This window comes from Bradyrhizobium sp. LeoA1Lang (genome assembly GCF_055413685.1).
Genome location: NZ_JBVAPG010000058.1, coordinates 1 through 26,852, shown reverse-complemented (window position 1 = coordinate 26,852; position 26,852 = coordinate 1). Strand labels below are relative to the sequence as shown.

Annotated in this window: 23 protein-coding genes; 11 read left to right on the top strand and 12 right to left on the bottom strand. The window is 62.8% G+C overall.

Features of this window, described 5'->3' with window-relative positions; translation table 11 throughout:
• Positions 1–191: 191 nt before the first annotated feature.
• From ACZYOF_RS20430 to ACZYOF_RS20420, 3 genes are all read left to right on the top strand, one after another.
• Positions 192–665: a MaoC family dehydratase gene (locus tag ACZYOF_RS20430; RefSeq protein ID WP_207234550.1), complete on the top strand. Its 474-nt coding sequence runs from the start codon at positions 192–194 to the stop codon at positions 663–665.
• 45 nt (positions 666–710) lie between these two features.
• A complete protein-coding gene (locus ACZYOF_RS20425) occupies positions 711–2,057 on the top strand; it encodes an MFS transporter (protein WP_463716910.1) in 1,347 nt (448 codons plus the stop codon).
• 181 nt (positions 2,058–2,238) lie between these two features.
• Complete coding sequence (locus ACZYOF_RS20420; RefSeq protein ID WP_130581124.1) at positions 2,239–3,009, top strand: SDR family oxidoreductase; 771 nt, start codon at positions 2,239–2,241, stop codon at positions 3,007–3,009.
• Between the two features lie 176 nt (positions 3,010–3,185).
• Here ACZYOF_RS20420 and ACZYOF_RS20415 read toward each other — a convergent pair whose 3' ends face one another.
• The 10 genes from ACZYOF_RS20415 to ACZYOF_RS20370 all read right to left on the bottom strand — a co-directional run bounded on the left by ACZYOF_RS20415 (position 3,186) and on the right by ACZYOF_RS20370 (position 14,552).
• Positions 3,186–4,421, bottom strand: coding sequence for an ABC transporter substrate-binding protein (locus tag ACZYOF_RS20415; RefSeq protein ID WP_463716909.1), 1,236 nt, complete (start codon positions 4,419–4,421; stop codon positions 3,186–3,188).
• A 173-nt stretch (positions 4,422–4,594) separates the two neighbouring features.
• A complete protein-coding gene (locus tag ACZYOF_RS20410; protein ID WP_463716908.1) occupies positions 4,595–5,851 on the bottom strand; it encodes an MFS transporter in 1,257 nt (418 codons plus the stop codon).
• Between the two features lie 178 nt (positions 5,852–6,029).
• Positions 6,030–6,881 (bottom strand): CmcJ/NvfI family oxidoreductase, encoded by an 852-nt coding sequence (locus ACZYOF_RS20405; protein ID WP_463716907.1) that lies wholly within the window; start codon positions 6,879–6,881, stop codon positions 6,030–6,032.
• Between the two features lie 334 nt (positions 6,882–7,215).
• On the bottom strand, positions 7,216–8,157 hold the full coding sequence (locus tag ACZYOF_RS20400; protein WP_463716906.1) for an ABC transporter substrate-binding protein: 942 nt from the start codon (positions 8,155–8,157) through the stop codon (positions 7,216–7,218).
• A complete protein-coding gene (locus tag ACZYOF_RS20395) occupies positions 8,154–9,254 on the bottom strand; it encodes an LLM class flavin-dependent oxidoreductase (RefSeq protein WP_463716905.1) in 1,101 nt (366 codons plus the stop codon). The genes ACZYOF_RS20400 and ACZYOF_RS20395 overlap by 4 nt, the downstream gene beginning before the upstream one ends.
• A 29-nt stretch (positions 9,255–9,283) precedes the next feature.
• Positions 9,284–10,456, bottom strand: a complete 1,173-nt coding sequence (locus ACZYOF_RS20390) for an acyl-CoA dehydrogenase family protein (protein ID WP_463716904.1) — start codon at positions 10,454–10,456, stop codon at positions 9,284–9,286.
• Positions 10,450–11,247 carry an ABC transporter ATP-binding protein gene (locus ACZYOF_RS20385; RefSeq protein WP_463716903.1) on the bottom strand — a complete coding sequence of 266 codons (798 nt, stop codon included), beginning with the start codon at positions 11,245–11,247 and terminating at the stop codon, positions 10,450–10,452. Before ACZYOF_RS20385 ends, ACZYOF_RS20390 begins: the two co-directional genes overlap by 7 nt.
• Positions 11,241–12,272, bottom strand: coding sequence for an ABC transporter permease (locus ACZYOF_RS20380; protein WP_463716902.1), 1,032 nt, complete (start codon positions 12,270–12,272; stop codon positions 11,241–11,243). The genes ACZYOF_RS20385 and ACZYOF_RS20380 overlap by 7 nt, the downstream gene beginning before the upstream one ends.
• A complete protein-coding gene (locus ACZYOF_RS20375) occupies positions 12,250–13,350 on the bottom strand; it encodes an ABC transporter substrate-binding protein (RefSeq protein WP_463716901.1) in 1,101 nt (366 codons plus the stop codon). Before ACZYOF_RS20375 ends, ACZYOF_RS20380 begins: the two co-directional genes overlap by 23 nt.
• Before the next feature lie 902 nt (positions 13,351–14,252).
• On the bottom strand, positions 14,253–14,552 hold the full coding sequence (locus ACZYOF_RS20370; RefSeq protein WP_027579467.1) for an HU family DNA-binding protein: 300 nt from the start codon (positions 14,550–14,552) through the stop codon (positions 14,253–14,255).
• A 426-nt stretch (positions 14,553–14,978) separates the two neighbouring features.
• On the opposite strand from ACZYOF_RS20370, the gene ACZYOF_RS20365 reads away from it, so the two are divergent.
• From ACZYOF_RS20365 to ACZYOF_RS20350, 4 genes are all read left to right on the top strand, one after another.
• Positions 14,979–16,595, top strand: a complete 1,617-nt coding sequence (locus ACZYOF_RS20365) for an ABC transporter substrate-binding protein (protein WP_463716900.1) — start codon at positions 14,979–14,981, stop codon at positions 16,593–16,595.
• A gap of 118 nt (positions 16,596–16,713) precedes the next feature.
• Positions 16,714–17,691, top strand: a complete 978-nt coding sequence (locus ACZYOF_RS20360) for an ABC transporter permease (RefSeq protein WP_463716899.1) — start codon at positions 16,714–16,716, stop codon at positions 17,689–17,691.
• Position 17,692: 1 nt separating this feature from the next.
• Positions 17,693–18,523, top strand: a complete 831-nt coding sequence (locus ACZYOF_RS20355) for an ABC transporter permease (protein WP_282529842.1) — start codon at positions 17,693–17,695, stop codon at positions 18,521–18,523.
• Complete coding sequence (locus ACZYOF_RS20350) at positions 18,520–20,148, top strand: ABC transporter ATP-binding protein (RefSeq protein WP_463716898.1); 1,629 nt, start codon at positions 18,520–18,522, stop codon at positions 20,146–20,148. Before ACZYOF_RS20355 ends, ACZYOF_RS20350 begins: the two co-directional genes overlap by 4 nt.
• Here the strand turns inward: ACZYOF_RS20350 and ACZYOF_RS20345 are convergent.
• Together ACZYOF_RS20345 and ACZYOF_RS20340 are read right to left on the bottom strand one after the other, a co-directional pair.
• The gene (locus ACZYOF_RS20345) at positions 20,145–20,732 is read right to left on the bottom strand and encodes a phasin family protein (RefSeq protein ID WP_463716897.1); all 588 of its coding nucleotides are present in this window, start codon (positions 20,730–20,732) and stop codon (positions 20,145–20,147) included. The genes ACZYOF_RS20350 and ACZYOF_RS20345 overlap by 4 nt on opposite strands.
• A gap of 416 nt (positions 20,733–21,148) precedes the next feature.
• Complete coding sequence (locus tag ACZYOF_RS20340; RefSeq protein WP_463716896.1) at positions 21,149–22,450, bottom strand: NAD(P)/FAD-dependent oxidoreductase; 1,302 nt, start codon at positions 22,448–22,450, stop codon at positions 21,149–21,151.
• 120 nt (positions 22,451–22,570) lie between these two features.
• On the opposite strand from ACZYOF_RS20340, the gene ACZYOF_RS20335 reads away from it, so the two are divergent.
• The 4 genes from ACZYOF_RS20335 (at position 22,571) to ACZYOF_RS20320 (ending at position 26,699) form a co-directional block, all read left to right on the top strand.
• Complete coding sequence (locus ACZYOF_RS20335; protein WP_463716895.1) at positions 22,571–23,425, top strand: VOC family protein; 855 nt, start codon at positions 22,571–22,573, stop codon at positions 23,423–23,425.
• A 195-nt stretch (positions 23,426–23,620) separates the two neighbouring features.
• A complete protein-coding gene (locus ACZYOF_RS20330; protein ID WP_463716894.1) occupies positions 23,621–24,943 on the top strand; it encodes an ABC transporter substrate-binding protein in 1,323 nt (440 codons plus the stop codon).
• Positions 24,940–25,878, top strand: coding sequence for a carbohydrate ABC transporter permease (locus ACZYOF_RS20325; protein ID WP_463716893.1), 939 nt, complete (start codon positions 24,940–24,942; stop codon positions 25,876–25,878). Before ACZYOF_RS20330 ends, ACZYOF_RS20325 begins: the two co-directional genes overlap by 4 nt.
• Positions 25,875–26,699 (top strand): carbohydrate ABC transporter permease, encoded by an 825-nt coding sequence (locus ACZYOF_RS20320; RefSeq protein ID WP_463716892.1) that lies wholly within the window; start codon positions 25,875–25,877, stop codon positions 26,697–26,699. Before ACZYOF_RS20325 ends, ACZYOF_RS20320 begins: the two co-directional genes overlap by 4 nt.
• Positions 26,700–26,852: the final 153 nt, after the last annotated feature.

The following is a 26,852-nucleotide window of genomic DNA, read 5'->3' as shown; positions in this document are numbered from 1 at the left end:
CCCGTGATGGGCGGCGACAATAGCACACGACCGGATTGCCGCCGGACTGCGCCGCCGACGTTTTCGACGGCTTTTTCGGGACGCTTGACATTCTTCCATATATGAAAATACTTTCCATATTTGAATAATGGCGCGCAGGAGCCTTCGAGGCGTCGCTTGCTGCGTCGGGAGGACGTCAAGGAGTTTCACGCATGATCGTGAGCGAGCTTTTTTTCGAGGATTACCAGATCGGCTTCAGCCGCCGCACCCTCGGCCGCACGATCACGGAAGCCGACATTGTGATCCACGCCGGACAGACTGGCGACAATTTCCCGCATCATATGGACGCCGAGTGGTGCGCCAAGCAGGATTTCAAGCAGCGGATCGCACACGGAACGCTGGTCTTCAGCGTCGGCATCGGCATGACGGCGTCCACGATCAACCCGCATGCAATGTCCTACGGCTACGACCGATTGCGGTTCATTCGCCCGGTCTTCATCGGTGACACCATCACCGTCAACGCAAGCATCACGACCAAGCGCGACCACGCCAAGCGCGCCGATGTGGGTGTGGTCGTCGAAACGGTTGAGATGCTGAATCAGTCCGACGAAACCGTGCTCGTTTGCGAGCACCTCTATCTCGTCAAGCGAAGGCGGCCCGGCGACGAGTGCCGCAAACCGCATTGAGACATTGCGGAAGACAACAAAGCTTAAACAAAGGGAGGTCCGATGATGCTGCAGAATACCCAGGATTCGCCGCTAGAGAGCGCGATCCAGCGATCCGCATGGCGCTTGCTGCCGTTCCTCATGCTGATGCTTGTCCTCGCATTCCTCGATCGGGTCAATATAGGCTTCGTCAGGCTCGCCTATCAGGCCGATACGGGTATCGGGGACGCTGCCTATGCTTTCGGAGCAGGCATTTTCTTTATCGGTTATGCCCTGTTCGAGGTGCCCAGCAATCTCATCATGACGCGTGTCGGCGCACGCACCTGGCTCGCGCGCATCATGGTGAGCTGGGGACTGATCTCCGCCGCGATGATATTCGCGCGTTCGGACACCGTCTTTTATGTCCTGCGCTTTCTCCTCGGAGTCGCGGAGGCTGGCTTTTACCCGGGAGTGCTGCTCTATCTGACCTACTGGTTTCCGGCCAAGCAACGAGCGCGTGCGACCGGCCTGTTCTATCTCGGCGTCCCCCTCTCACTCGTATTCGGGAGCCCGCTCAGCGGTTTGTTGCTGCAATTCGATGGGGTGTTGGGTCTAAAGGACTGGCAGTTCGTTCTTGCAGTCGAGGGGATGGCCGCAGTCGTTGTTGGCTTTATTGCCTTCTTCTATCTTTGCGACCGGCCCGCGGAAGCGGCCTGGTTGACGCCGGCAGAGCGCAAGGCGCTGTCCGACGAAATCGCGCGGGAGGAAGCTCTCAAGGCGGGGCAGGTGAAACACTCAGCCCTCGGTGTGCTCAGGGATGTGCGGGTTATCGCCTTTATCGTGGTCTACTTCTGCTTCCAAATCGGCACCTCGCCGTTCTCTTTCTACTTCCCTTCAAAGCTCGCCTCGGCCATGGGGGGCAAAGTCGACTTTACGATCGGCCTCCTGCTGGCACTTCCCTGGCTGTGCTCGGCGATCGTCACGCTGCTTGCGACCGCATACGCCGATCAGCATGAGAATCACCGCCAAGTCGCTGTCGTGCTGATCATCACCGGCGTTCTGGCATCCGCTGCCGTCGGATTCACCAACAATCCGGTTCTGCTGATGATCGCCTTCTGTATTGCCGTCCCGGGGCTGACCTCGTCGCAGCCGGTCTTTTGGAGTCTGCCGACGCAATATCTGAGCGGCATCGGCGCGGCGAGCGGGATCGCCTTCATCGTATCCCTGGGCAATCTGGGCGGGTTCTTTTCGCCACAGATCAAGACCTATGCCGAGCAGGCCCTTGGCAATAGCAGCGTCGGCTACTTGGTCCTGTCGGTGATTGCCGCCGGTGCCGCAGTCATCCTGCTGGGTCTGCCGCAAAATGAACCGCGCACCCGCTTTGCGCCGCCGCTCGCCAAATTAGACGCCGCAGCCAGGAAGGATCCTGCCTAGAGCATTTTCGGTTCTGATGGAATCAGAACCGAAGCTCTAGATTCTTGTTGTGACGCGTTTTCTTCACGCGAACCGGTGTCCACTTCGCTCGAAAACGCTCTAACCGGTTCGGAGCAATGCGAAGGCAGATCGGGAAATCAAAGGATCGGCTGAGAATGCCGGCCGTTCGGAAGAGGGCAAGATGAGCAAACGTCTTGGTGGAAAGACCGCCGTTGTGACCGCGGCCGGAAATGGTATCGGGCGCGCGTCCGCAATGATGCTTGCCGCAGAAGGGGCGATGGTGTGGGCGACGGATATCGACCAAGTCGCGCTCGACGAGCTGAGAAGAGATGCAGATCCCGGCTTGCTTCTCCGAACTCATCGCCTGGATGTGCTCGATCCGGTCGAGGTAAGGCAATTCGCCGAATCGCTCAGACCGATCGACGTTTTGTTCAACTGTGCAGGCTACGTGCACGCAGGAGATATTCTGCATTGCGAGGAGAGCGCTTGGGATCTGAGCTTCGAATTGAACGTGAAAGCGATGTATCGCACCATCCGGGCGTTTCTTCCCGCGATGATCGAAGCTGGCCGCGGCGGCTCCATCATAAACATGGCGTCCGTTGCTTCGAGCGTGAAAGGTGTCTCGAGCCGTTGCGCCTACGGCGCCTCCAAGGCGGCCGTGATCGGTCTGACGAAATCCGTTGCGGCAGACTTCGTATCCCATCAGATTCGTTGCAACGCCATTTGCCCTGGCACTATCGAGTCACCTTCTCTGCAAGCGCGCATAAAGGCACAGGCGCTGAAGGATGGGCTGGACGATGCTGCAGCACGTCAGAGCTTTACGTCGCGGCAGCCGCTCGGGAGACTTGGTCGACCCGACGAGGTCGCGGCTCTCGTCACATATCTTGCTTCGGATGAGTCGGCGTTTACAACAGGAGCGATCCACATCATCGATGGCGGCTGGTCAACTTGAGTAGCTCGACTGGCTCGGTAGTTAGAGCGTTTTCGAGCGAAGTGGACACCGGTTCGCGTGAAGAAAACGCGTCAAAACAAAAACCTAGAGCTTCGGTTCTGATTCCATCAGAACCGAAAATGCTCTAGGCTCCGGCTCCAGACCGGGACGACGGAGCGGCATTTTGTCCCGCGCAATCACTTATCCCCCGGCCCGTTCAAGAATGCGCTTTCGACGACGTCGCCGATCGGTTGCCAGACATTGCCGTCGAACTGCACCAGTCGCATCTGCTTGATCGGGCGGAAATCGGTCGGGCCGGTGTTGATCGCGATGCCCGGCAGCGCGACCGGGTTGAGATAATTCTTCAAGGACGCAGCCTGGCGCATGATGTTCTCGCGCGACAGATCATCGCCGCACTGGTTCAGCACCTGGACCAGGGTCTCCGCCGCGGCGTAGCCGAAGATGGCGTAGCTGTCCTCCTTGTCGCCGTCGGGATAGTACTTGTCCATGAAGGCCGACCATGCCTTGATCGGCGGGTCTTCCTTCCATGCAGCATCGTCGGCGTCCTTCAGGAAGGATGTCGAGATCACGCCGAGCGCATTCTGCAGCCCCGCCGGCCGCAGCGCGCTGGCGATCGAGGCCGAGGCATTGTCGAGGATGAAGACCGGATGCCAATCCAGGTCGGCGGCAATGCGGATGGCGCGGGCGGCGATCGCCGGTGCCCCGTTGAAGACCAATATGTCGGCACCGGAATCCTTCAATATCTTGATCTGCACCTGGATCGAGGTCTCGGACGCATCAAAGGCGAGATCGGCGACGATCATGCCGGCGGTATCCCCGAGCCCTTCCTGCAATCCCCTGAACAGATCGCGCCCGAACTGATCGTTTTGCCAGAGCACGGCGATCTTGCGGTCGGGATAGGACGCCTGGATGTAATTCGCATAGATCTGGCCCTCGGCGCGGAAGGTCGGCTGCCAGCCCATGCTCCACGGAAATTTCTTCGGATTTGCCCATTCCTCGTCGCCCGAAGCGACGAACAATTGCGGGATCTTCTTGTCGTTGAGATAGGTCCGGGTCGCGAGATTGCTCGGCGTGCCGAATGAGCCGAACATCAGCAGCACGTTCTCCTTCTCGACCAGGTCGCGCGTCTGCTGAAGTGCGGTGCGCGGATTGGAGCTGTCGTCGACGGAGATGAACTTGATCTTCCGTCCGTTGACGCCGCCGCGCTCGTTGACCATGTCGAAATAGGCGGCCTCTGCCCTGCCGATGGTCGCGAAGGCCGCCAGCGGGCCGGTGTAGGGCATGACGTTGCCGATACGGATTTCATTATCTGCGGCGCCTCCCTCGGACGCCTGCTGTGCGCTGGACGGCGCCCACGCGAGAAGCAGTGCGGCGACGAGGGACAGCGACAATCTTGCTTTTGTTCGTTGCATCAGCATCGCCTCAAACCTGCTCTGATAGCAGCCTGCTGCGTTTTCCCCACCCACAACAATAGCGCGTAAATATGGGCAGAGAAATGAAATGGTGCGTTGCAGCGATCGAGCGATCATGGACGGCCGGCGCCGAAAGGAACTTCCATCGACGCCAACAAAGCGGAGAACATCGGCTATTTTATCGCCGCCGCCCGGGACGTATAGATCAAAAACACCACCGTGCCGGCCAGCAGGGCCGCGGCCATGAACATCATCACCGCCGGCAATCCGTAGAGCGCCGCCACCGCGCCGGTTATGGACTGCATCAGCGCCGCGCCGAGGAAGAAGGAGAGATTGATCGCCGAAAGCGCTTTGCCGGCGCTCTGGGCGTCAACGAGCTGCCTGGTCATGCCGTAGAGCAGCGGCTGTGCCGAGACGGCAAGACCGATCAGGACGAACAGGACCAGATCATATTGCGGCGGCATGACGGCGACGCCAAACAGACCAGATACCGGGTAACCCGGCGCTCCCAGGGCCAGCAGGAGAAGCAGCAGCGCCGATGCGAAATGGGTCGCCGCAACCACGGTGCGCCGGTGGCCGAGCCTGCGATCGACCATGCCGATGCAGACCGGCCCGACGATCAGCGCCAGCGTGAACAGTCCGAGTTGGTTGCCGGCTTCGATGCGCGTGAGCCCCTTGACCTCCATCAGCCACGGGCCGCCCCACAATCCCCTCAGCACCAGCGACGCCGCCAGCGAGACCAGCGACAAGGCGACGAGGCCCCGGAGCTGATGGGACAGGCCAAGGCGCAAGACTTCCATCATTTGCGAAAGCGGCGACGAATCGTCCTTGTGCTCGGCCGGCTGTTTCGGCACCAGCGCGAACACCGCGAGCAGCACCGCGACGCCGCCAACGGCCGATATCCAGAACCCCGCCCGCCAGCCAAAACGGTCGACCACGAAGGCCAATGGGCTCGACGACAGCAGCATGCCGATGTTGCCGATCGACAGGATCGCACCCGACCACAGGCCAAACTGCATCGGGGAAAGCTGTTTCGCAGCCAGCGTCATCGGGCACATCAGCATGCCTGATGTCGCGATCCCCAGCATGAGCTGGCCAACGAGGAAGCTCCCCGGTCCGGTCGCGAACGCGGATGCCATCGCCCCGAAGATGGTTCCGACGAGCAGGCTGAGCGAGACCGGGCGAACGCCGAAGCGATCCATCGCGGCGCCGACGGGAACCTGCGATGCGGCAAAGGCGAAATGGTAGATCGAGGTCAGACTCGCGAGCGTCTGCGGCGGCGTCGCGAAATCGGCGGCCATCAGGTCGAGGCTGATGGCCGGGATCGTCCGCAGTAGGGTCGATAGCATATGGCCGCAAGCCAAGGCCAACAGAGCAAAAATCAGCGTGCGGGTACTGGACCCCGCATCTTCTTTGGTAACGCCGCCCACGAATCGTCTCGTCTCCGAGGAATTTCGGGACGGCGTATCACCAATAGGCCGGGAACGCCAATCTGTGCCTAGGTATTAGGCAGTCTCGATCATGACCCGATTAGACGAAATCGGATCATGATCTCATCTCTTTGTTTGAGCATGATCTTTTCGGAAAACCGGTCTCCACTTTTCCGGATCATGCTCTAGGCTTGTGGAACACCAGTGTCCGGACTTCGATGCTTTCGCGAGGCTCGGCATCAGTCGGGGTTGTGGGATCGATGAAGGCCGTATGCGGCGCGAAGCGCGTGCGGCCGTCGGTTGCGGAATCGTAGCACTTGAGCAGCAGCGCTTCGTCCGGCGTCATCTCCGGGAAATAGAACCAGCGATGGTTCGCGTTATATTTCACCGAATAGGTCTCGCCCTGGCGGTTCGGATAGATCAGGTCGGAGGCGATCAGATCGCCCGGCGCCACCGACTGGCCGTCACACATCGCCAGCGGCGCATCGCGCAGCGGCCCGCGAATCGGCCGCCACAGGTTGATCACCTGCACGCGGCCCTTGACGAGTTCATTGGCCTCATCCGGCAGATGTTCGAACACACGGTTGCGGCCGGACAGATCAGTCTGGTCGACATGAACCCGCGTCGCCGGCTGTCGCGGCGTGCCGTCACGCACATCAGGTGCGCCCTCGACGCGCTTGCGCACAGTGTGGTCGAAGATGACGACGCGATCGGCCTTCAACGTCGCCTTCAGGAAGGCTTCGACGGCGGGATAGTAGACGCGCCTGATTTCGTTATCGTCGTAATAGTTCCTCACCGCGGTCGGATGCTTGACCAGCGCGAAGCCTTCGCGGTCGAGCGAAAACTGGTTGGCGATCAGACGGCCGTCGAAGATCGGAACGTTGTGGGGTTCGGGGAGCGCCGTCGACTTGGGCTCGCCGGGTGGCGGATCAAAGGCGTAGGTACGTGGCTTGCCCGCTACCGGGGCGAGATAGTTGAGCTCGGCAGTGACGAAGGGAAGCGACTCGATTTTGGTTTCATGCAGGCCCATGGTGGTCTCCCGGACTCCCTATTGTTCGTTCTGCATCATTTTGGCCGGGTGAACCGCCCCGGCAAGGGAGCCGAAGAAATAGCAACGTTGACATTCTTGCGAGGATGAAACGTGGAAAATCCTTTTCGACGCTCTCAACTCGCCAAGCGAATTATTTCCGCTGATCACACTTTTGGGAGGTGCGGCCCACGCGTCATTGCGAGCCACCGCTCTCTCCCCGTCATTGCGAGCGCAGCTAAGCAATCCATTTCTCGGCTTGTGGAGGCATGGATTGCTTCGCTTCGCTCGCAATGACGGTTGGGGCGAGCGGTCGAGGTCGAACACTGACGCGGGCTCACAAGCCCGTGCCCTTGCCGATCGCCGTCGCGAACGAGCGGTCGACGATCTCAGCGGCGTTGAGCTGCTGCTTGATCAAGCCCCAGCGGTGATAGAGATCGATGGTCTTCTGCTCATCGCTCACGACATTGTCATCGATCGGCGTGATCTGGATCTTGGCCCGCGAAAGCCAGTTCAACGGCACCGAGGTCGGGATGTTCATCAGCTTGCCCCAGGTCTCGGCATAGCCGGCCACATTGTTCTGCGACCATGCCCGTGCCGCGGCGAGACGGCGGACGAAATCCTGCAATTGCTCGTGCTTGTCCTTGATCGCGTTTGGCGTTGCGACCTGAAAGCCGAGGCCGGGCGTGATACCCTCCGCGGTGATTACACGGCGCGACTTGAACAGCACCTCTTCCTGGCTGACATAGGGCTCCCAGGTCGACCAGGCATCGACCGATCCTTGCGTGTAGGCGACCTTGGCGTCCGACGGCGCGAGGAAGACGATCTGGACGTCGCTCGCCTGCCAGCCCCTGGATTCGAGCGCGGCTAGGATCAACTGGTGACCGATCGAGCCGCGGCCGGTCGCGATCTCCTTGCCGCGCAAATCGTCAAAACTCTTGATCGCGGATTTCTCGGGCACCAGGATCGCGAGCCCTTCGCGCGACTGCCGGACGGCAGCGATCGCCTTCACCGGCACGCCTGCCGCGGCGGCAAAGGTGAAGGGCGCATCGCCGACAAGGCCGGTATCGATCGCGCCGGCGCTGAGCGCTTCCAACAGCGGCGCGGCTGCCGCGAACTCCTTCCACTCGATCTTGTAGGGCACGTCCTTCAGCACGCCGGCGGCTTCCATCACCGCCTGCGAATTGCCCTTTTGATCGCCGACGCGCAGCGTGGTTTGCGCGGACGCGATGCTCGCGCCGCCGAGCGCGAGCAGAATAGCGAGAGCGAACCGGATCATTCGGCGGCAATCCCACGCGTCGCATCGCGCTCAGCGATCAGCTTGCGCGTCAGCGGAATCAGCTCGCGGCCATAGTCGATCGCATCGATCAGCGGATCGAAGCCGCGGATCAGGAAGTGGCTGACGCCGAGGTCGTAATAATCGGCGAACACCTCGGCGACCTGCTCAGGCGTGCCGACCAGCGCTGTGGTGTTGCTGTTGGCGCCGGTCAGCTTGGCGATCTCGGTCCACAGCCGCTTGTCGATGCGCGTGCCCTGGTCGGCAAGCGCAAGCAGCCGCTTCGCGCCCGCGGTGGCATGACCATCCGCCGGCTTGCGATAGCCGGTCTGATCCTGCAACTCGGTGGCACGCTCGAGGATCGCCTGTGCCTTGGCCCACGCCTTCTCCTCGGTGTCGGCGAGGATCGGCCGCACCGAGAGGCTGAAGCGCGGCACCGGTCGGCCATGCCTGGCGGCAGCAGTGCGTACGCGCGCGGTGACGTCGCGCACCTGCGCGTAAGATTCGCCCCACAGCGCGAAGGTGTCGGCGTGCTTGCCCGCGACCTCGATCGCGGCATCCGATCCGCCGCCGATGAAAGTGTAGATGCCACCCTTCTGATGCGGCTTGACCTGCGAAAAGCCCCGCTCGACCTGGTAGTACTTGCCGCGATAATCGAACGGCTTCTCGCTGGTCCATTCCAGTCGGACGATGTCGAGGAATTCGCTGGTGCGCGCGTAGCGCTCGTCCTTGTCGTCGAGCGTATTGCCGTCCTGGCGCAGTTCGGTGGCGTTGCCGCCGGTGATGACGTGCAGCGAGACGCGGTCGGGGTAGAACTGGTCGAGCGTGGCGAGCTGGCGCGCCAGCAGCGTCGGCGCCGTAAAGCCCGGCCGCTGCGCGATCATCACTTTCAACTTCCTGGTGATGCCGAGCACGTGCTGGGCAACCTGCAGCGCATCCGGTGTCGTCGAGTGAAACGCGAGCAGCGCACGGTCGAAGCCGGCAAGCTCATGCGCCTTGGCCACAGTCTCGATATAGGGCGGATCGAGCACAGGACCGGAGCGGACGATGGTCTCCGACGCATTGTTGTTGGTGATGAAGCCGATGAACTCGACGGACATGGGGAAGCTCCGATCTTGTTGGCTGTTGTTCAGATGCCTAGCGCCAGGCGTCCGGCGGCGATGCGGGTGGAGTCATCCTGCGGGGTGTGGACGCGGCCGCACAGCACATCGCGAAAATGCCGCTCCAGCGGATTGTGTCGCGACAGGCCGTGATTGCTGGCAAGTGACAGCGCGTCCTCCACCACGGCGACGGCATTGTTGGTCACCGTCAGCTTGACGATATTGGACTCGGTCGCACTGAGCGGCAAGCCGGCATCGAACTCGCCGGCAAAACTGTCGATCAGGCGCGCGTTGACGGCAAGCCGGGCCTCGATGGCGCCGAGTATCTCCTGGGCCCGCGGCAATGTCGCGAGCGGCGCGCCCAGATTGGCCGGAACACGCTCGCGCAGGAACTTGATCAGCCAGTCGCGCGCGGCGCGGGCGACGCCGTCATAGATCGCGGCCACGAAGATGGCGTGCACAGTCGCCTGCGTGACATCAGGCGCGGTCCACTCCTCCGGCTTGCGGACGTCAACCTCGTAATCGAGCGGGAACACGACGTCCTCGAAGATCACGTCGTGACTGCCGCTGGCGCGCAGGCCGAGGTGGTTCCAGGATTCTTCGATCCTCGTTCCGGGCAAGCCCGCGGGCACCAGGAACTGGCCGACGCGCGTTTCCGGCTCGTCGGTTTTGGCCCACACCAGATACCATTTCAGGATCGGCGCGCCGGTCGAATAGATCTTGCGGCCGCTCAGCCGCCAGCCGGTCTCGGTGCGGCGCGCAATCGTCGCCGGCAACCCACCTCGCGCAGGCGATCCCAGTTCGGGTTCGACACGCAGCGCGTTGATCAACGCGACGCCTTCGACCGTCTCCTTGGCAAGCTTGCGCGACAGACGTGTGGGCCAGCGCGGGCTGCGCGCCATCACCAGATGGTTGATGTAATGCATCGACAGCACCAGCGCGGTCGACGGATCGGCCTTGCCTATGATGGTAAGGATGCGCGCAGCGTCGCGCGCACCCGCCCCTGCCCCGCCGAGCGCGGCCGGGACGGTCAGCGCGAGCAGACCCGCTTTCGCGAGGTCCGCGAAATTCTCGAACGGAAAGCTGGCATCGCGGTCGTGCGCCGCCGCCCGCTCGGCGATGCCCTCGGCAAGCTGCGAGGCGCGCGCAACATGGTCCGGCGTTTCCGACGGCAGCCGCTCTTTCGCCGCCGTCGTCACCATGTCGCGTCGAGCCCAAGCAGGCTGAGAATCTGCCGGCGCAGATCGGCGAGATAGGGATCGCCGCGATGACGCGGATACGGCCGATCCACCCTGATGTCGGCCTTGACGCGCGCCGGGCGGTCGCTGAGGACGATGACGCGGTTGGCGAGGAACAGCGCCTCCTCCGCATCATGCGTGACGAGCAGCGTGGTAAAACCCTTGCGCTGCCAGAGCGAGACGATCTCGGCCTGCATGGTGATCCGCGTCAGCGAATCCAGTTTGCCGAGCGGCTCATCGAGAATGAGCACTTTCGGATCGTTGACCAGCGCACGCGCGAGCGCGACGCGCTGCGCCATGCCGCCGGAAAGCTGGTGCGGATAGGCTTTCCTGAAAGCGGAGAGGCCGACGAGATCGATCGCCGCGTCGACCCGCTGGCGCTGGCTCTTCAGGATGCCCTGCGCCTCCAGCCCAAGCGCGACATTGTCCCAGACCGAGCGCCAGGGAAACAGCGTCGGATCCTGGAACACGACGACGCGCGACGGGTGCGGTCCTGCGATGCGGATGTCGTCCTCGCGCAGCACGCCGCTGCGCGGCTTCTCCAGTCCCGCGACCAGCCGGAGCAGCGTGGACTTGCCGCAGCCGGACGGGCCGAGCAGCGCAACGAACTCGCCGGGCTCGATCGCAAGGGTGACGTCATCCAGCACCGGCAGCACCGCGCCATCGATATCGAAGGCATGATTGACGTGCTCGATATCGAGCGCAGCGCCGACCGCGGGAGTGGTGACGGCTTCAGCCAAGGCAGGCGCTACCATTTGACGACGCCCTTCTGCCAGACCAGCAGCCGGTCTCGCGTCTTGAACAGCAGCGTGATCGCGCCGGAGCAGAGCAGCGACATCACGATCAGCGCGGCATACATGTTGGCATAGGCCGCCCAGCCCTGCGCCCACTGCAGATACCAGCCAAGGCCGGCCTTGACGCCGATCATCTCGGCGACGACCAGCACGGCGAACGATGCCCCGAGCCCCATGAACAGGCCGACGAAGACATGCGGCAGCGCCGCGGGGATCGCCACTTTCAGCACCAGGAAGGACGGCTTTGCACCCAGCGTCCGCGCGACGTCGTAGTAAGCGTTCGGCACGCTCGCAACGCCGGACCAGGTCAGGACCGTCACCGGGAAGCCGGTGGCAAGCGCGATCAGGAAGGTGCTCGCGCTCCAGCTCGAGGGGAAAGTGAAGAACGCGATCGGCAGCCAGGCTGTGGCCGGCAACGGGCCGATGAACCGCAGCACCGGATGCACCCAGTAGCCGACCTTCTGCGACCAGCCGATCGACACGCCGGTCAGGAAGCCGATGGCCGCGCCGATGATATAGCCGCCAAGTTGCAGCTTCACGGACGCAATGACGCTGTCGAGCAGTTTTGGCAGGTCGTCGGTATAGACCTCCAGGATCGCCTGCGGCGGCGGGAAGAACGGCAGCGGCAGCCAGCCGAATTTTGCAGTCGCGATCTCCCACAACGTGAAGAATATCCCGAGCGCCACGAGCCACGGCGCGCGGCGGCGCAGCGCAACCCCGGCCCCGCCGAGGAAGTCGGCGCCAAGCGTACCGAGCACCGCAAGCGCTGCGATCACGAACGCGCCGATCGCGAGCCCATGCGTCCGCGACCAGTCGCCAAGATCTTCCCAATAGAGGCAGGACGCACCGAACGCCAGCCACGCGACGCCGGCGGCGAGGCCGGCGCCGTAACCGCCACTGCGGAGTCTTTCGAGCCAGGCCGGGCTGGCACCTGCTGCTGCCTGTCCGGCCGTGGCCGATGCGTCAGACACTGAATACGTCGACATAGATCCGGTCCGCGAATTTCGCCGTATCGGTGCTCTGCTTGAACACCGAGACGGTCTTCAGATCGTCGGCGTAACCCTTCAGCTCGCGCTTCAGAACTTCGCCAACAGGGTGATGGTGATGGGTGTGATAGCGCACCATCGCCTCGAGATCGGCGAGCGAAGCGGCCTTCGGCGCATAGGGCTGGAACGACTTCGCGGCCTTCTCCGGATTCTGCGAGGTGAACATGGCGGCGTCGAGCAGCGCCTGCGTGATCGCGCGCGCGACATGCGGCTCGTTGCGCACGAGAGAGCCGCGCAGCCCGACGATGCAGCAGGTCTTGTCGCGATATTCGCCGTCGAGATTGGAGGCGACTTCCTTGTACTGGCTGTCCTTCAGCCAGAGATAGGCGAGCGGATCGGAGGCGAGGAACGCCTGAACTTCGCCCTTCTCGACCGCGACGTTGAGGAGGTTGCCGGGATAGGCGCGCCAGTCGACGTCCTTGTTCGGATCAAAGCCCTGCTTGGCAAGCTGGATCGAGAAGAAGTTCTTGTCGGGGCCGGCGAGATCGCCGACAGCGACGATCTTGCCCTTGAGGTCGGCGAGCTTGTCGACGCCGGAGCCTACGCGGGTCAGCACGCGCATGCAGCCGCCATGGGTGCCGGCGGCGATCTTGACGTCAAAGCCCTGCTCCAGCGGCTTGAGCCAGCGCAAGGCCATGCCGAGCCCGGCATCGCTCTTGCCGGTGGCGATCGCCTCCAGCAACTGATCGGTCGAGCCGCTGTAATTGACGAGCTCAATGTCGAGGTTCTGCTTCTGGAAGAAGCCGTAGTCGATCGCGACCGGCAGCGGCGCCAGGCACACCGCGCCCGCATTCCATGACAGCTTCAATTTGCGCGGCGCACCGGTCAGCGGCGGCACATCGGATGCCGTCTTGCAGATGGGAAACTCGGAGAAGTCGATCGCCGGTACCACACCACGCGCGGAAAACGCTTGCGCACCAAAGGCCCCGATCGGCGCGGCAAAGGCTGCGGCCGCACCGGCGCGCAACAGCGTCCGCCGATCCATCGCCAATCTATTCTTCTTCTCTTCAATCGACATCTTCACCCCTGCATTCGACGTGGCTCCGCCGTTCGCGCGAGCCACTCGGCGCGCACGCATTTCGTTCAGAGCTATTGCTGTAAAAAGGCGGATTTCTCCGGCGCCATTCGCACTCAAAGCAACGCACAAATGATGCGGTGCGATCGTGTCATCGTCAATGAAATGGAATTTCGAATGTTGCGCGGGCGAAAGGGATTATCTCCACGATCCCAGCGGCAGACGATGAAACGATTTCGTCGTGACACGATTGTCGACAGCCTGCGCGCTACCCCCCAATCGCATGGGTATTTAGCCGACTTGCAACGGCGCGCGTTGCGCTTTCTCCGCGGAGGAAAGCGGCGAGACATTCTTTGTCGCGCGCCTCGCTAATACAGATTTCCGTTTCGTTGACTGCGAGAGCTTCGCTCATAGACTCGATGGAAAGCCCACGCGTTCTCTACGCAATGGGCTAGCGAAATTAAAAAAGGGATAGACATGAGCAGACCCACTCGCCTTCGCTCTGTTACGCGCAAGCTATCGAGTCTGAACTAGCTGGGAGTGTCACCTCCCCTTGAAAAGGGGAGGTCGGTTTGCGCTGCAAGCGCAAACCGGGTGGGGTTTCTCTCTCCACGAACGCCAGCGCCCGTGGCTGACCCTCACCCCGCCCTCCCCTTGCAGAGGGAGGGAGTCGACGGTCCCGAGCCAATAGAGGAGACGTGCGGTGCCCGGTCCTCTTCATCTCGCGCTCATCGTCGCCAGCCACCTGGCCTGCATGGCCTTGCTCGTGGGGCTTTCGCTTTGATGGCTTGTTCCCACGAGCGCTGATTGCCGCGCCCCGCGTTGCGGAGGATAGAGGGTCAGGCCTCACGCGAACCGGGCGCGCTTCATAGCAAAAAGGCCCCCGCTTCCGGAGGCCTTTTGCCTTAGACCGCGTCCTTGGCGGCCTTGACCGGGCGAGCCCGGACGACCTTGCGGGCCGGCTTGGCCTTGAACACCGTCTCTTCGCCGGTGAAGGGGTTGGTGCCCTTGCGCGCCTTGGTCGCGGGCTTCTTGATCACCACGAACTTCGCGAAGCCGGGGACGAGGAACACGCCGTTCTTCTTCAGCTCCTTATGACCGACATCCGTGAGGGTATCCATCACGTTCTTGACGTCGCGCTTGGAGAGTTCGGTGGTGGTCGCGATCTTCTCGATCAGTTGCGACTTCGACAATTGGGTAGCCATGGTTGCTCCATTGATTCTGGAAACGGCACGTTATGGCGGAAACTGGCTAAAAAAACAGGGTTTTCAGCATTCTTCACAGCTATATCGCCGCTGATACACCGGAATCCTGCGTTTTTCCCGGGTTTTTTCGCTGGTCGAGGCCCTCCGTCGCCTCAAACAGCCCTTTCAGCGGGCCATCCGACACCCCGCCGCCCCCTATTTTTCCGCTGCAGATTCGCACTCAGTGATTCGCGGTCCCTGCCGAAGCCTGCCTCATTGAGCCGCGGCCGATAGCGCCCGCCCGGTGTGGGGTCAGGAGAATGATCGTTCAGATTGCGCGGCAATTAAGAAAATGACCTGGGGTTCCCCTCCCCGCATAACATCGGCTAAAGACGGCCTGCGGCCCCCATGCCGTGCGCTGCCCGACGCTACTCCTGGAGACCTTGTATGGATTTCACCCGCCTCGAGATCAACCGCCGCACCGCGCTTCTGACGTCGGCCGCCATCGCCGCCAACGTCATCAACCCGATGCGGGCATTTGCGCAGGAGACCCCGCGCAAGGGCGGCGTGTTCAACGTCCATTACGGCGCCGAGCAGCGCCAGCTCAATCCCAGCCTGCAGGCCTCGACCGGCGTCTACATCATCGGCGGCAAGATCCAGGAGAACCTGGTCGACCTCGACGCCGACGGCAAGCCGGTCGGCGTGCTCGCCGAGAGCTGGGAAGCCACCCCCGACGGCAAGACCGTCACCTTCAAACTGCGCAAGGGCATCACCTGGCACGACGGCAAGCCGTTCACCTCCGACGACGTCGCGTTCACCGCGATGAACATGTGGAAGAAGATCCTGAACTACGGCTCGACGCTGCAACTGTTCCTCACCGCCGTCGACACGCCGGACCCGCAGACCGCGATCTTCCGCTACGAGCGGCCGATGCCGCTCAATCTCTTGCTGCGCGCCCTGCCCGATCTCGGCTACGTCTCCGCCAAGCACCTCTACGAGAATGGCGACATCCGCCAGAATCCGACCAACCTGGCGCCGGTCGGCACCGGCCCGTTCAAGTTCGTCAAATATGAGCGCGGGCAATACATCATCGCCGACCGCAACCCGGACTACTGGCGGCCGAATGCGCCCTATCTCGACCGCATCGTCTGGAAGGTGATCACCGACCGCGCCGCCGCCGCGGCACAGATGGAAGCCGGCGAGCTGCACTACAGCCCGTTCTCCGGACTCACGATCTCGGACATGGCGCGGCTCGGCAAGGACAAGCGCTTCATCGTCTCCACCAAGGGCAACGAAGGCAACGCGCGCACCAATACGATCGAGTTCAACTTCCGCCGCAAGGAGCTTTCCGACATCCGCGTCCGCCGCGCCATCGCGCACGCGATCAACGTGCCGTTCTTCATCGAGAACTTCCTCGGTGACTTCGCCAAGCTCGGCACCGGCCCGATCCCCTCGACCTCGACCGACTTCTATCCGGGCGCGGACACGCCGCAATATCCCTACGACAAGGCCAAGGCGGTCGCGCTGCTCAATGAAGCCGGCTACAAGCCGGGCAGCGGCGGCACGCGCTTCTCCCTCCGGCTGCTGCCCGCGCCCTGGGGTGAGGACATCTCGCTGTGGTCGACCTTCGTCCAGCAGTCGCTGCAGGAGGTCGGCATTCCCGTGGAGATCGTGCGCAATGATGGCGGCGGGTTCCTGAAGCAGGTCTACGACGAGCACGCCTTCGACCTCGCCACCGGCTGGCACCAGTACCGCAACGATCCCGCGGTCTCGACCACGGTCTGGTATCGTTCCGGCCAGCCCAAGGGCGCGCCCTGGACCAACCAGTGGGGCTGGGAAGACAAGACGGTCGACAAGACCATCGACGATGCGGCCACCGAGGTCGATCCGGTCAAGCGCAAGGCGCTCTATGCCGAGTTCGTCAAGGAGGTGAACACGGAACTGCCGGTCTGGATGCCGATCGAGCAGATCTTCGTCACCGTCATCACGGCGAAAGCTCGCAACCACTCCAATACGCCCCGCTGGGGCTCGACGAGCTGGCACGATCTTTGGCTTTCCGCGTAGAGCATGATCCGGAAAAGTGGGAACCGGTTTTCCGAAGAAATCATGCTCAAACAAGAGAAAGATAGAGCGGGATGACAAAGTCATCGCGCTCTAGCACCATATCCGTCAAAATGAGAGCATGCGCATCTTGAGCCTTGCGGGGCGGCGGCTCGCCGCCTCGATCCCGACACTTATCCTGATCCTGATTGGCGTCTTCCTGCTGCTGCAGATGGCGCCCGGCGACACCGTGGACGCGCTGATGGCGCAAATGGGCGGCGGTGACGCCGCGACCGCGCGCGAGCTGCGACAGTTCTACGGGCTCGACCTGTCGGTCCCGATGCAGCTTGCGAACTATCTCTGGCGGCTGGTGCGGCTCGACCTCGGCTTCTCCTCGATCTACAGCAAGCCGGTCGCCTCCGTAATCCTGGAGCGGCTGCCGCCGACGATCCTGCTGATGACGGCGTCGCTGTCGTTTGCGTTCTTCTTCGGCCTCGTGTTCGGCGTGATCGCCGCGCGCGGCGTCAACCGCTGGCCGGATACGCTGATCTCGACGCTCGGATTGATCTTCTATGCGACGCCGTCGTTCTGGTTTGGCCTGATGGCGATCGTGGTGTTCTCGGTCTACCTGCAATGGCTGCCGTCGGGCGGTTTCGAGGATATCGGCACCATCCAGAGCGGCATCTGGCGCGTGCTCGATATCGCAAGACACCTCGTGCTGCCGACCTTGACGCTCGGGCTGATCTTCCTTGCCATTTACCTCCGCATCATGCGCGCCTCGATGCTGGAGGTGCTGAACCTCGATTTCGTCCGCACCGCCCGCGCCAAGGGCCTGGACGAGACCCATGTCGTAACGCGGCACGTGCTGCGCAACGCGCTGCTGCCGATGGTGACGCTGATCGGGCTACAGGCCGGAACCATGCTCGGCGGCTCAGTGGTGGTCGAAAGCGTGTTCTCGCTGCCTGGGCTTGGGCGGTTGGCTTACGAGTCCGTGGTGCAGCGCGACCTCAACACGTTGCTCGGCATCGTCTTCGTCTCGGCCCTGCTCGTGATCGTGGTCAACTTCGTGACCGACCTCCTCTATGCGCGGCTCGATCCGCGGATCGCGGCGGATAGCTGACATGGATGCGCTGAAACGCTATTTCCGCAGCCCCGCCGCGGTGATCGGCCTGATCCTGCTGCTCGTCGTGATCGCGATGGCGATCAGCGCCGGATTCCTCTATCCACGCGATCCGCTGTCGCTCGCGGGACGTCCGCTGATCTGGCCGTTCTCCAATCCGCGTTTCCTGCTCGGCACCGACAATTCCGGGCGCGACATCGCCGCGCAGATCTTCTACGGCGCGCGGATATCGCTTCTGATCGGCGGCGTCGCGACCGCGATCGCGATCCTGATCGGGATCCTGGTCGGCGCCTTTGCCGGCTACTATGGCGGCTGGGTCGACAATGTCCTGATGCGGATCACGGAGGCATTCCAGACCCTGCCGAATTTCGTGCTGCTGCTGGTGCTGGTCGCGGTGTTCGGCTCGACACTGACGACCGTTACCATCGCGGTCGGCGTCGTATCCTGGCCGGCGCCAGCGCGATTGACCCGCGCCGAGTTCCTCTCCTTGCGCAACCGCGAATTCGTCCAGGCCGGCAAGACGCTGGGGATGCGCGACATCAAGATCATGCTCGGCGAGATCCTGCCCAATGCCCTGCCGCCGGTCATCGTCTATGCCAGCGTCGTGATGGCGGTCGCGATCCTCTTGGAGAGCGCGCTCGCCTTCCTTAGGCTGTCCGATCCCAACGTCGCCTCCTGGGGCAATTTGATCGGGCTCGGCCGCGACGTATTGCGCGTGCAGTGGTACGTCTCGGCGATCCCCGGCATCGCCATTCTCATCACCGTGCTCGCGGTATCGCTGGTCGGCCAGGGGCTCAACGACGCACTCAATCCGAGGCTGAAGAGCCGATGAGCGAGACCATCCTTTCGCTCGAGACGTTGAGCGTGCGCCTGCCTGACGGCGCCGACCGGCCCCATGCGCTGTCGAATGTTTCGCTTTCGATCGCCTCGAACGAGATCCTCTGCGTGGTCGGCGAATCCGGTTCCGGCAAGTCGATGATGGCGAACGCCATCATGCGGCTGTTGCCGAACGAGGTTAAAATCGAGAATGGCCGGATGCTGTTCGAGAGCCGCGATCTCTGCGCCGCGGATACGGCCGAGATGCGCGAGGTGCGCGGCGCGGGCATCGCCATGATCTTCCAGGAGCCGATGACCGCGCTCAATCCGCTGCGCACCATCGGCGACCAGATCGGCGAGATGTTCTCGATCCACACGGAACTATCGAAAGCGGAGATCAACGCGCGCGTGCTGGCGCTGCTCGGCGACGTCCGCATTCCCGATCCCAAACTGGCCGCAAAGGCCTATCCGCATGAGCTCTCCGGCGGCCAGCGCCAACGCGCCATGATCGCGATGGCGCTCGCGCTCGATCCAAAACTCCTGATCGCGGACGAGCCGACCACCGCACTCGACGTCACCACGCAGGCGCAGATATTGAAGCTGATCCGCGACCTGCAGCAGCGCAAGAAGACGGCGGTGCTGTTCATCACCCACGATTTCGGCGTCGTCGCCGAGATCGCCGATCGCGTCGTGGTGATGCAGCATGGCAGGATCGTCGAGCAAGGCACGGCTCACCAGGTGCTGAGCCACCCGGCGCACCCCTACACCAGGCAGCTCATCGCCGCCGTACCGCCGCTGAAAGCACCGCCGCCACGGCTGCTGTCGAGCGAGAACATCCTGACGATTGCCAACGTCTCAAAGACCTATCGCACCGGCGGCTTCCTCGGACGTGGCGCGCGCGTCACGGCCGCGGTCAAGGAGACCTCTCTCGATCTGCCCAAGGGCGCAACGCTTGGCATCGTCGGCGAATCCGGCTCGGGCAAGTCGACCTTGGCGCGCTGCATCGTACGCCTGATCGATCCCGACTCCGGATCGATCGTGCTCAATGGCAAGGACTGGGCAAAACTGTCGCGCGAGGAAGTCCGCCGCCAGACCCGGCATATCCAGATGGTGTTCCAGGATCCGTTTGCCTCGCTCAATCCGCGCCGCAAGGCCGCCGAGCTGGTGGCGCAAGGCCCCATCGTCCATGGCACGCCGCGCGCGACGGCGGTTGCCGAAGCCAGGAAACTGTTCGAGCTTGTCGGGCTTGATCCATCCGCCGGCGACCGCTACCCGCACGAATTCTCCGGCGGCCAACGCCAGCGCATCGGGCTGGCGCGGGCACTGGCGCTGAAGCCCGACGTGCTGGTCGCGGACGAGCCGGTCTCCGCGCTCGACGTCTCCGTGCAGGCGCAGGTGCTGAGGCTGCTGGCCGATCTGCGCCAGCAGCTCGGCCTCTCCATCATCTTCATCACTCACGATCTGCGCGTCGCCGCGCAGATCTGCGATCTCGTCGCCGTCATGAAGGACGGCGCGGTCGTCGAACAGGGATTGGCCGCCGAAGTGTTCGGCAGCCCGAAGCATCCCTACACAAAGGCGCTGCTGGATTCGATTCCCGGCGGCGAGTTCGCGCGCGAGCACGAAACAGCGAGTATGCTCTAGGCGGCGCGCCGTTCGATAGTCTGAGCCATGCGCTTTGCGGTATCGTCCGCGGCCTTGAGCGACATGTCGGCCATCCGCCGGCCGCATCCCACAGCATTCTCCACGGTTTCTCGCATGAAGTCAGTTTGGACCGCGACAACATCCTGAGGAGTTCGGCAGCGCCACAATTCGTTCATGCGGTTCATACTGCACTCCATTTGGTGCCGGACGAACGCGAGGTACTCTTGCGACATGCCACTCATCCCTCTGGCAATTGCGGTGGTGGACTGAAGGACGCTGGCGGCGCTGTGAGCCGACCTTTCGGCTGCACGTTGCGCTTCCTCCGATAGTCCTAGTACACCACCAAGTTGATCGGTAGAGCGACCCATGAGCGCCGTCGTCATGTCCAGGCCGAACCGCAGGGCGCTCTGTACCGCCTCGGCATTTTGCCGCAGCAGATCGGCGCTGGCCCGAGCCATCTCTTGACTGGTCTCAGCCGTGGTTTCTCCGATCCGTCTGGTCTGCTCAGCAGTTCTCTCGCTTACGCGCCGAACTGCATCTTCGGCGGCTTGAGTAGACTTATCCTCTTGGCGTGGATTTGCCATCTTTGTTGCCTCCTCGTTATTGATTGTAGTTGAATGATTGTAGTCGGGATTCCTGTGCAACTGGCTCGCTGAATAGAGGTGGAATCCTTCGCAACCAAACGCGGTGACTCTAGAACCGTTCCGGTATTTCTTCAGCTTTCGAGATGCTCAGGCGCTGACTCCAAACTCTGATTTTCCGGCCCGGAACCCGGGGCAGCCAGTCGCACGTCAAGCCGGGCGATTGCGGTCTGTTAGGCCGAGGTTTGGAACAGCTTGCGGCGAGCTGCTTGTGTCTTCGAGTGAACCCTGCGGGACATTGAACCACATCCGAGTTAAGTCAGGAATGCGCTCTTAACGGATACCGCTCTCGGCACGGCTTGGTATCTTGGCGAATGCTCTTACTGAACTGATCTCCAATTGCCCCAGCGCTTCATGCTCTAGATCTCGCGGGCATCCCTACGGCGGTAGACCAGCAGCATCAACGGCGCGAGCTTTCGCAGCAGTCCATGCGCAGCAATCGGCTGCGGTTCGGTGAATGGCAGCGCCAATTCCTTCACCGGCACCCCGCGCACCGCCTTTGCAAACTCGGCGCCGATCGCGATCGTCAGCGCCACCGCGCGGCCGTTGCAGCCGGTCCAGCCATAGGCGTCTGGGCCGAGCTGATGGAAGCGCGGCAGGAAATCGGTGGTCATGCCGACATAGCCGTTCCAGACATGATCGAAGGAGACTTCGCCGATCTGCGGCCACAGACGCTGCAGCCGCTCGGTCACCCTCGCCTTCAACCGCGCGGCCTTGTCGCCCGGGCCGATCACGGCGCCACCGGTGACGAGCCGGTTGCGCGCGTCGTAGCGCGCGAAATAAAGCTCGCCATGGGTATCGGACATCGCCTGCCGGCCCGGGATGATGGACTTGCGGACATTGTCCGACAATGGCTGCGTCGCCATCTGCCAGGACAGCACCGGCATCACCTCGGTCGCGATCTCCGGGACCAGTGATTTCACGATCTCCCCGCTATAGGCATTGGTCGCAACCACCAGCGCGCGGCCCGAGATCTCGCCCTTGGCGGTCTTCAGCACCCAGCGGTTATTCCGGCGTTCGAAACCCTCCACCGGCGAGCGCGCATAGATACGACCGCCGAGATCGAGAACAGCGCGTGTGAGCTCCCGCGCCAGCGCCAGCGGATTGATGTGGCCACCACTCCTGTTCCAGAAACCGCCGTACCACGCATCCGAGCCCAGCATGTCGCGGACCTGATCGCGCGTGAGCAACTCGACGGGCGCGCGGAATTTCGACCACTGCCGCACCCGCCGCTCCGCGATCTTGATGCGGCCGGGCGAATGCACTGGCTGCACCCAACCGGCCTGCTCCTGCTCGGCCTGGATATTGTATCGCCCGGCGACGTCGAACAGCGTTGAAGCGCTGTCGCGCAAGAGGCTGACGAAGCGCTCGCCGGCTGCGCGATGCTTGGCGACGATGTCCTCCGGATCGGGCCTCGACAAGGTCGGGATCACCTGGCCGTTGTTGCGCCCCGAGGCGCCCCAGCCCGGCTCCATCGCCTCGACAATCGCCACGTCGACGCCGGCCTCGCGCAGATGCAGCGCGGTCGAGAGCCCCGTGAAACCGCTGCCGATCACGACCACGTCGGCCTGCCGGGTGCCGGTCAATTCGGGCAGATCAGGTCCAGCGGGCGTCACCGCTGCCCATAGGGAATCGGGCCAGTGGACATCTAGTCTTTCCATCATCAATCTCTTCACGATCATTCCTCGGCGGCGCCGCATCCATGGGAACGTCGGCTTGCGGCCGCCGGATCGATCTGTTTAGTGTAGTACGCCACCTATCCATGCCGGGGAAACAACAGAGTGTCACTCAAGAACGTCATCGGAATCGATCACGCCGTGATCATGGTGAAGGATCTCGACCGGGCTGCCGACAACTGGAAGCATCTCGGCTTCACCGTTTCGCCGCGCGGCACCCATAGCGCGCATATGGGGTCCGGCAATTACACCATCATGCTCGACCCCGACTACGTCGAACTGCTCGGCGTGCTCACCCCGACCGAGCACAACGCGCCGGCGCGGGCATTCCTGGAGAAGCGCGGCGAAGGCATCGAGCGCATTGCATTCACCGCGGTCGATTCGGCTGAAGGCGCCGAGGAGATTCGCGCGCGTGGTTACACGCCGATCGGCCCGACCGATTTCGAGCGGCCGGTGACGATGCCTGATGGCACGGTCTCAGCAGCCAAATTCCGCACCTTCCAATGGCCGACCGAGGAGGCGCCGGGCGGCGTGCGCATCTTCGCCTGCCAACACAAGACCCGCGAGACGGTGTGGATTCCCGAATTAATGACGCATGCCAATGGTGCAAGGCGCCTGAGGCAGGTGCTGATCGTGACACCCGAGCCCGCCAAGGATGCTGCGCATCTGTCCAAAATGATTGATGTCGCAGTGAGGAACGAAGCCGACGGCGCCGTCACTGTCCCCTCGGGCTCTGACCGCGCCGACTTCCTGTTCGCAACCACGGATCAACTCGGCAAGCGCTATCCCGGCGTTTCGCTCGCCGCCCTGCCCGAGCGCGGCGGCGCGGGCCTTGTGATCGCGGCCGATCTTGCCGCCGCGGAAAAGGCGCTGGGCTCGATCGGCGTGCACAGTGCGGGCGCGATCTGCGTACCGCCGGCAGCAAGCAACGGGACGCTGCTTGCCTTCGTCAAGGCATAACTCACCACCAGCTCGCGCGACAATTGTAGTGTATTGTCGCGCACATTAGGGCTAGGCAGAGCCCGCGCAGACAGATCGTGATCATCGGATCACGATCTCATTTTTTTAAGCATGATCTTTCGGAAAACCGGTTTCCACTTTTCCGGATCATGCTCTAGTATCTCTCCCAAACAAAAAACGACCAGGGAGAGATACATGACGGATCACCAGATCTCGCGCCGGCAGCTTTTGGCCGGCACGGCTGCGGCCGGCGCGCTCGGCCTCACCGGATTTCCGGCGCGCGCCGACATCGACTGGAAGAAATATAACGGCACCAAGCTCGAGGTGATCCTCGCCAAGGGACCGCGCGGCGACAATCTGCAAAAATACATCAAGGAATTCACCGCGCTCACCGGCATCCAGGTCGAGTCCGAGCAGATCCCAGAGCAGCAGCAGCGCCAGAAATGCGTCATCGAGCTCGCCTCGGGCAAGCCGAGCTTCGACGTCGTCCATCTGAGCTATCATGTGCAGAAGCGGCAGTTCGAGAAGGGCGGCTGGCTCGCCGATATCTCCGGCTACCTGAAGGACCCGAATTTCACGCCGCCTGACCTGGTCGAGAGCGACTTCTCCGCCGCCGGACAGCAATACGCCAAGAACGACAAGGGCCAGATGCTGTCGCTGCCGTGGTCGGTCGACTACTTCATCCTCTATTACAACAAGGAGCTATTCCAGAAGAAAGGCGTCGAGGTGCCGAAGACGCTGGACGAGATGGTGGTCGCCGCCGAGAAGCTCACCGACCCCAAGGAAGGCACTTTTGGTTTTGTCGGGCGCGGCCTGCGCAACGCCAACATGGCGATGTGGACCAACTTCTACCTGAACTATGGCGGCGAATTCCTCGACAGCAAGGGCAACATCCTGACCGACGGCCCCGAGGCGATCGAAGCGACCAAGCTGTACCAGCGGCTGTTGACCAAATCGGCGCCGCCCGGCGTCGCCGGCTTCAACTGGATGGAGTCGATGGCATCATTCACGCAAGGCAGATCGGCGATGTGGATCGACGCCGACGGCTGGGCGCCGCCGCTGGAAGATCCAACCGCCTCGCGCGTCGTCGGCAAGGTCGGCTACACCCTCGTGCCGGCCGGACCGAAGGGCGCGTTTTCCTCGACCTATGGCGACGGCATCGGCATCGCCGCGGCAAGCAAGAACAAGGAAGCCGCTTACCTCCTCTGCCAATGGGTCGTTTCCAGGACGCAAGCCGCACGATTGCTGCAGGCCGGCGGCGGCGTGCCGTTCCGCAATTCGATCGTGAACGACCCGGAAGTCGCCAAGGGCGTGAAGACGCAGGAATGGCTGAAGTCCGTCGTCGACTCCGCCAAGATCAGCAAGCTCGGACTGCCCGTCATCATCCCTGTCGCCGAATTCCGCGACATCGTCGGCGCCGCGCTGACCGCAACGCTCTCGGGCGCCGATCCCGCGACCGAACTGAAGAAAGCACACGAGCAATTCCGGCCCATCCTGGAACGCAGCGAAAAAGCGTGAGCACGATAACGGAAACTAGCCCGGCCGCGGCGGAAACCTCGGCCGCGCCGGAGCAGCAATGGCATCGCCCCACCTACTGGCCTTTCGTGCTGCCGGCGCTGATCGTCGTGCTGGCCGTGATTGTGTTCCCCTGGCTGTTCACGATCTGGATGAGCTTCAACGAGTGGAAAGTCGGTTCGCCCACGACCTTCGTCGGCTTTGCCAACTATCTGCGATTGCCGAACGATCCGCGTTTCGTCGAGGCGGTCGGACACACCATCGTCTACACCGCGCTATCGGTGATATTGCCGCTGATCTTCGGCACGCTCGCGGCCGTCGTGTTCCACCAGCGCTTTGCCGGGCGCGGCTTTTTGCGCGGCGTCTTCATCATGCCGATGATGGCCACGCCCGTGGCGATCGCGCTGGTCTGGACCATGATGTTCCACCCGCAGCTCGGCGTGCTCAACTACCTCTTGTCGCTGGTCGGCCTGCCGCCGCAGCTCTGGGTGTTCAATCCCGCGACCGTCATTCCATCGCTGGTGCTGGTCGAGACCTGGCAATGGACGCCACTGGTGATGCTGATCGTGCTGGGCGGCCTCACCGCGATTCCGACCGAACCTTACGAGAGCGCGGAGATCGACGGCGCCGGCTTCTGGCAGATGTTCCGCTACATCACGCTGCCGTTGATCATGCCGTTCCTGTTCATCGCCGGCATGATCCGCATGATCGATGCGGTGAAGAGTTTCGACATCATCTTCGCGATCACGCAAGGCGGCCCCGGCTCGGCGTCGGAGACCATCAACCTCTACCTCTACAGCGTCGCCTTCGTCTATTACGACCTCGGCTATGGCTCGGCGATTGCGGTGGTATTCTTCCTGCTGATCGTCCTGCTCGCCGCGGTGCTGCTCTACTTGCGCAAGCGGATGCTGTGGACCGAGATCGGAGGCGGCGCATGAGCCCGCGTCAACTGCTGGGCCGGATCGGCCTCTGGTTCTCGGTGTTCGTCATCGTGTCGCCGGCGATCCTGTTCTTCCTCTGGATGATCTCGCTGTCGCTGAAGTACGAGATCGACAACGCCGCCTATCCGCCCGTGTTCATCCCCGAGCAGTTTGCCTGGAAGAACTATGCCGACGTGCTCGCCTCCAACCGCTTTCTGACTTATTTCGTCAACAGCCTGGTCGTGACCGGCAGCGCGACATTGCTCGCGATGCTGGTCGGCGTGCCGGCCGGCTACGGCATCGCGCGGATGGCGGCGCATAAATCCGCGATCGTGATCCTGATCGCGCGAATCACGCCGGGGTTGTCGTATCTGATTCCGCTGTTCCTGCTGTTCCAATGGCTGGGGCTGCTCGGCACGCTGGTGCCGCAGATCATCATCCATCTCGTGGTCACCGTGCCGATCGTGATCTGGATCATGATCGGCTATTTCGAGACCACGCCGCTGGAATTGGAGGAAGCCGCACGGATCGATGGCGCCACGCGGTGGCAGGTGTTCCGTCACGTCGCGCTGCCGATCGCGCGCCCGGGACTTGCGGTCGCCTTCATCCTCGCGGTGATCTTCTCCTGGAACAATTTCGTGTTCGGCATCGTGCTGGCGGGACGCGAGACGCGGACGTTACCTGTCGCCGTCTACAACATGATCTCGTTCGACCAGTTGAGCTGGGGGCCGCTGGCTGCGGCGGCGTTGCTCGTGACCTTCCCGGTGCTGCTGCTCACGGTGTTCGCCCAGCGCCAGATCGTCGCCGGGCTCACGGCGGGTGCAGTCAAAGGCGGGTAGGTAGCTTGGCCGCACGACCGCTGTCTCCCCTTGTATCTGCACGGGCATGATTTGTGCGATGGAAGCGATTTAGCGTCTTGGCCGGTGGCCACCGGCCAAGACGCGTGGCGAAGTCGCCCGTTACCCCCTCCGGCCACAACCGTGGATGAGCTT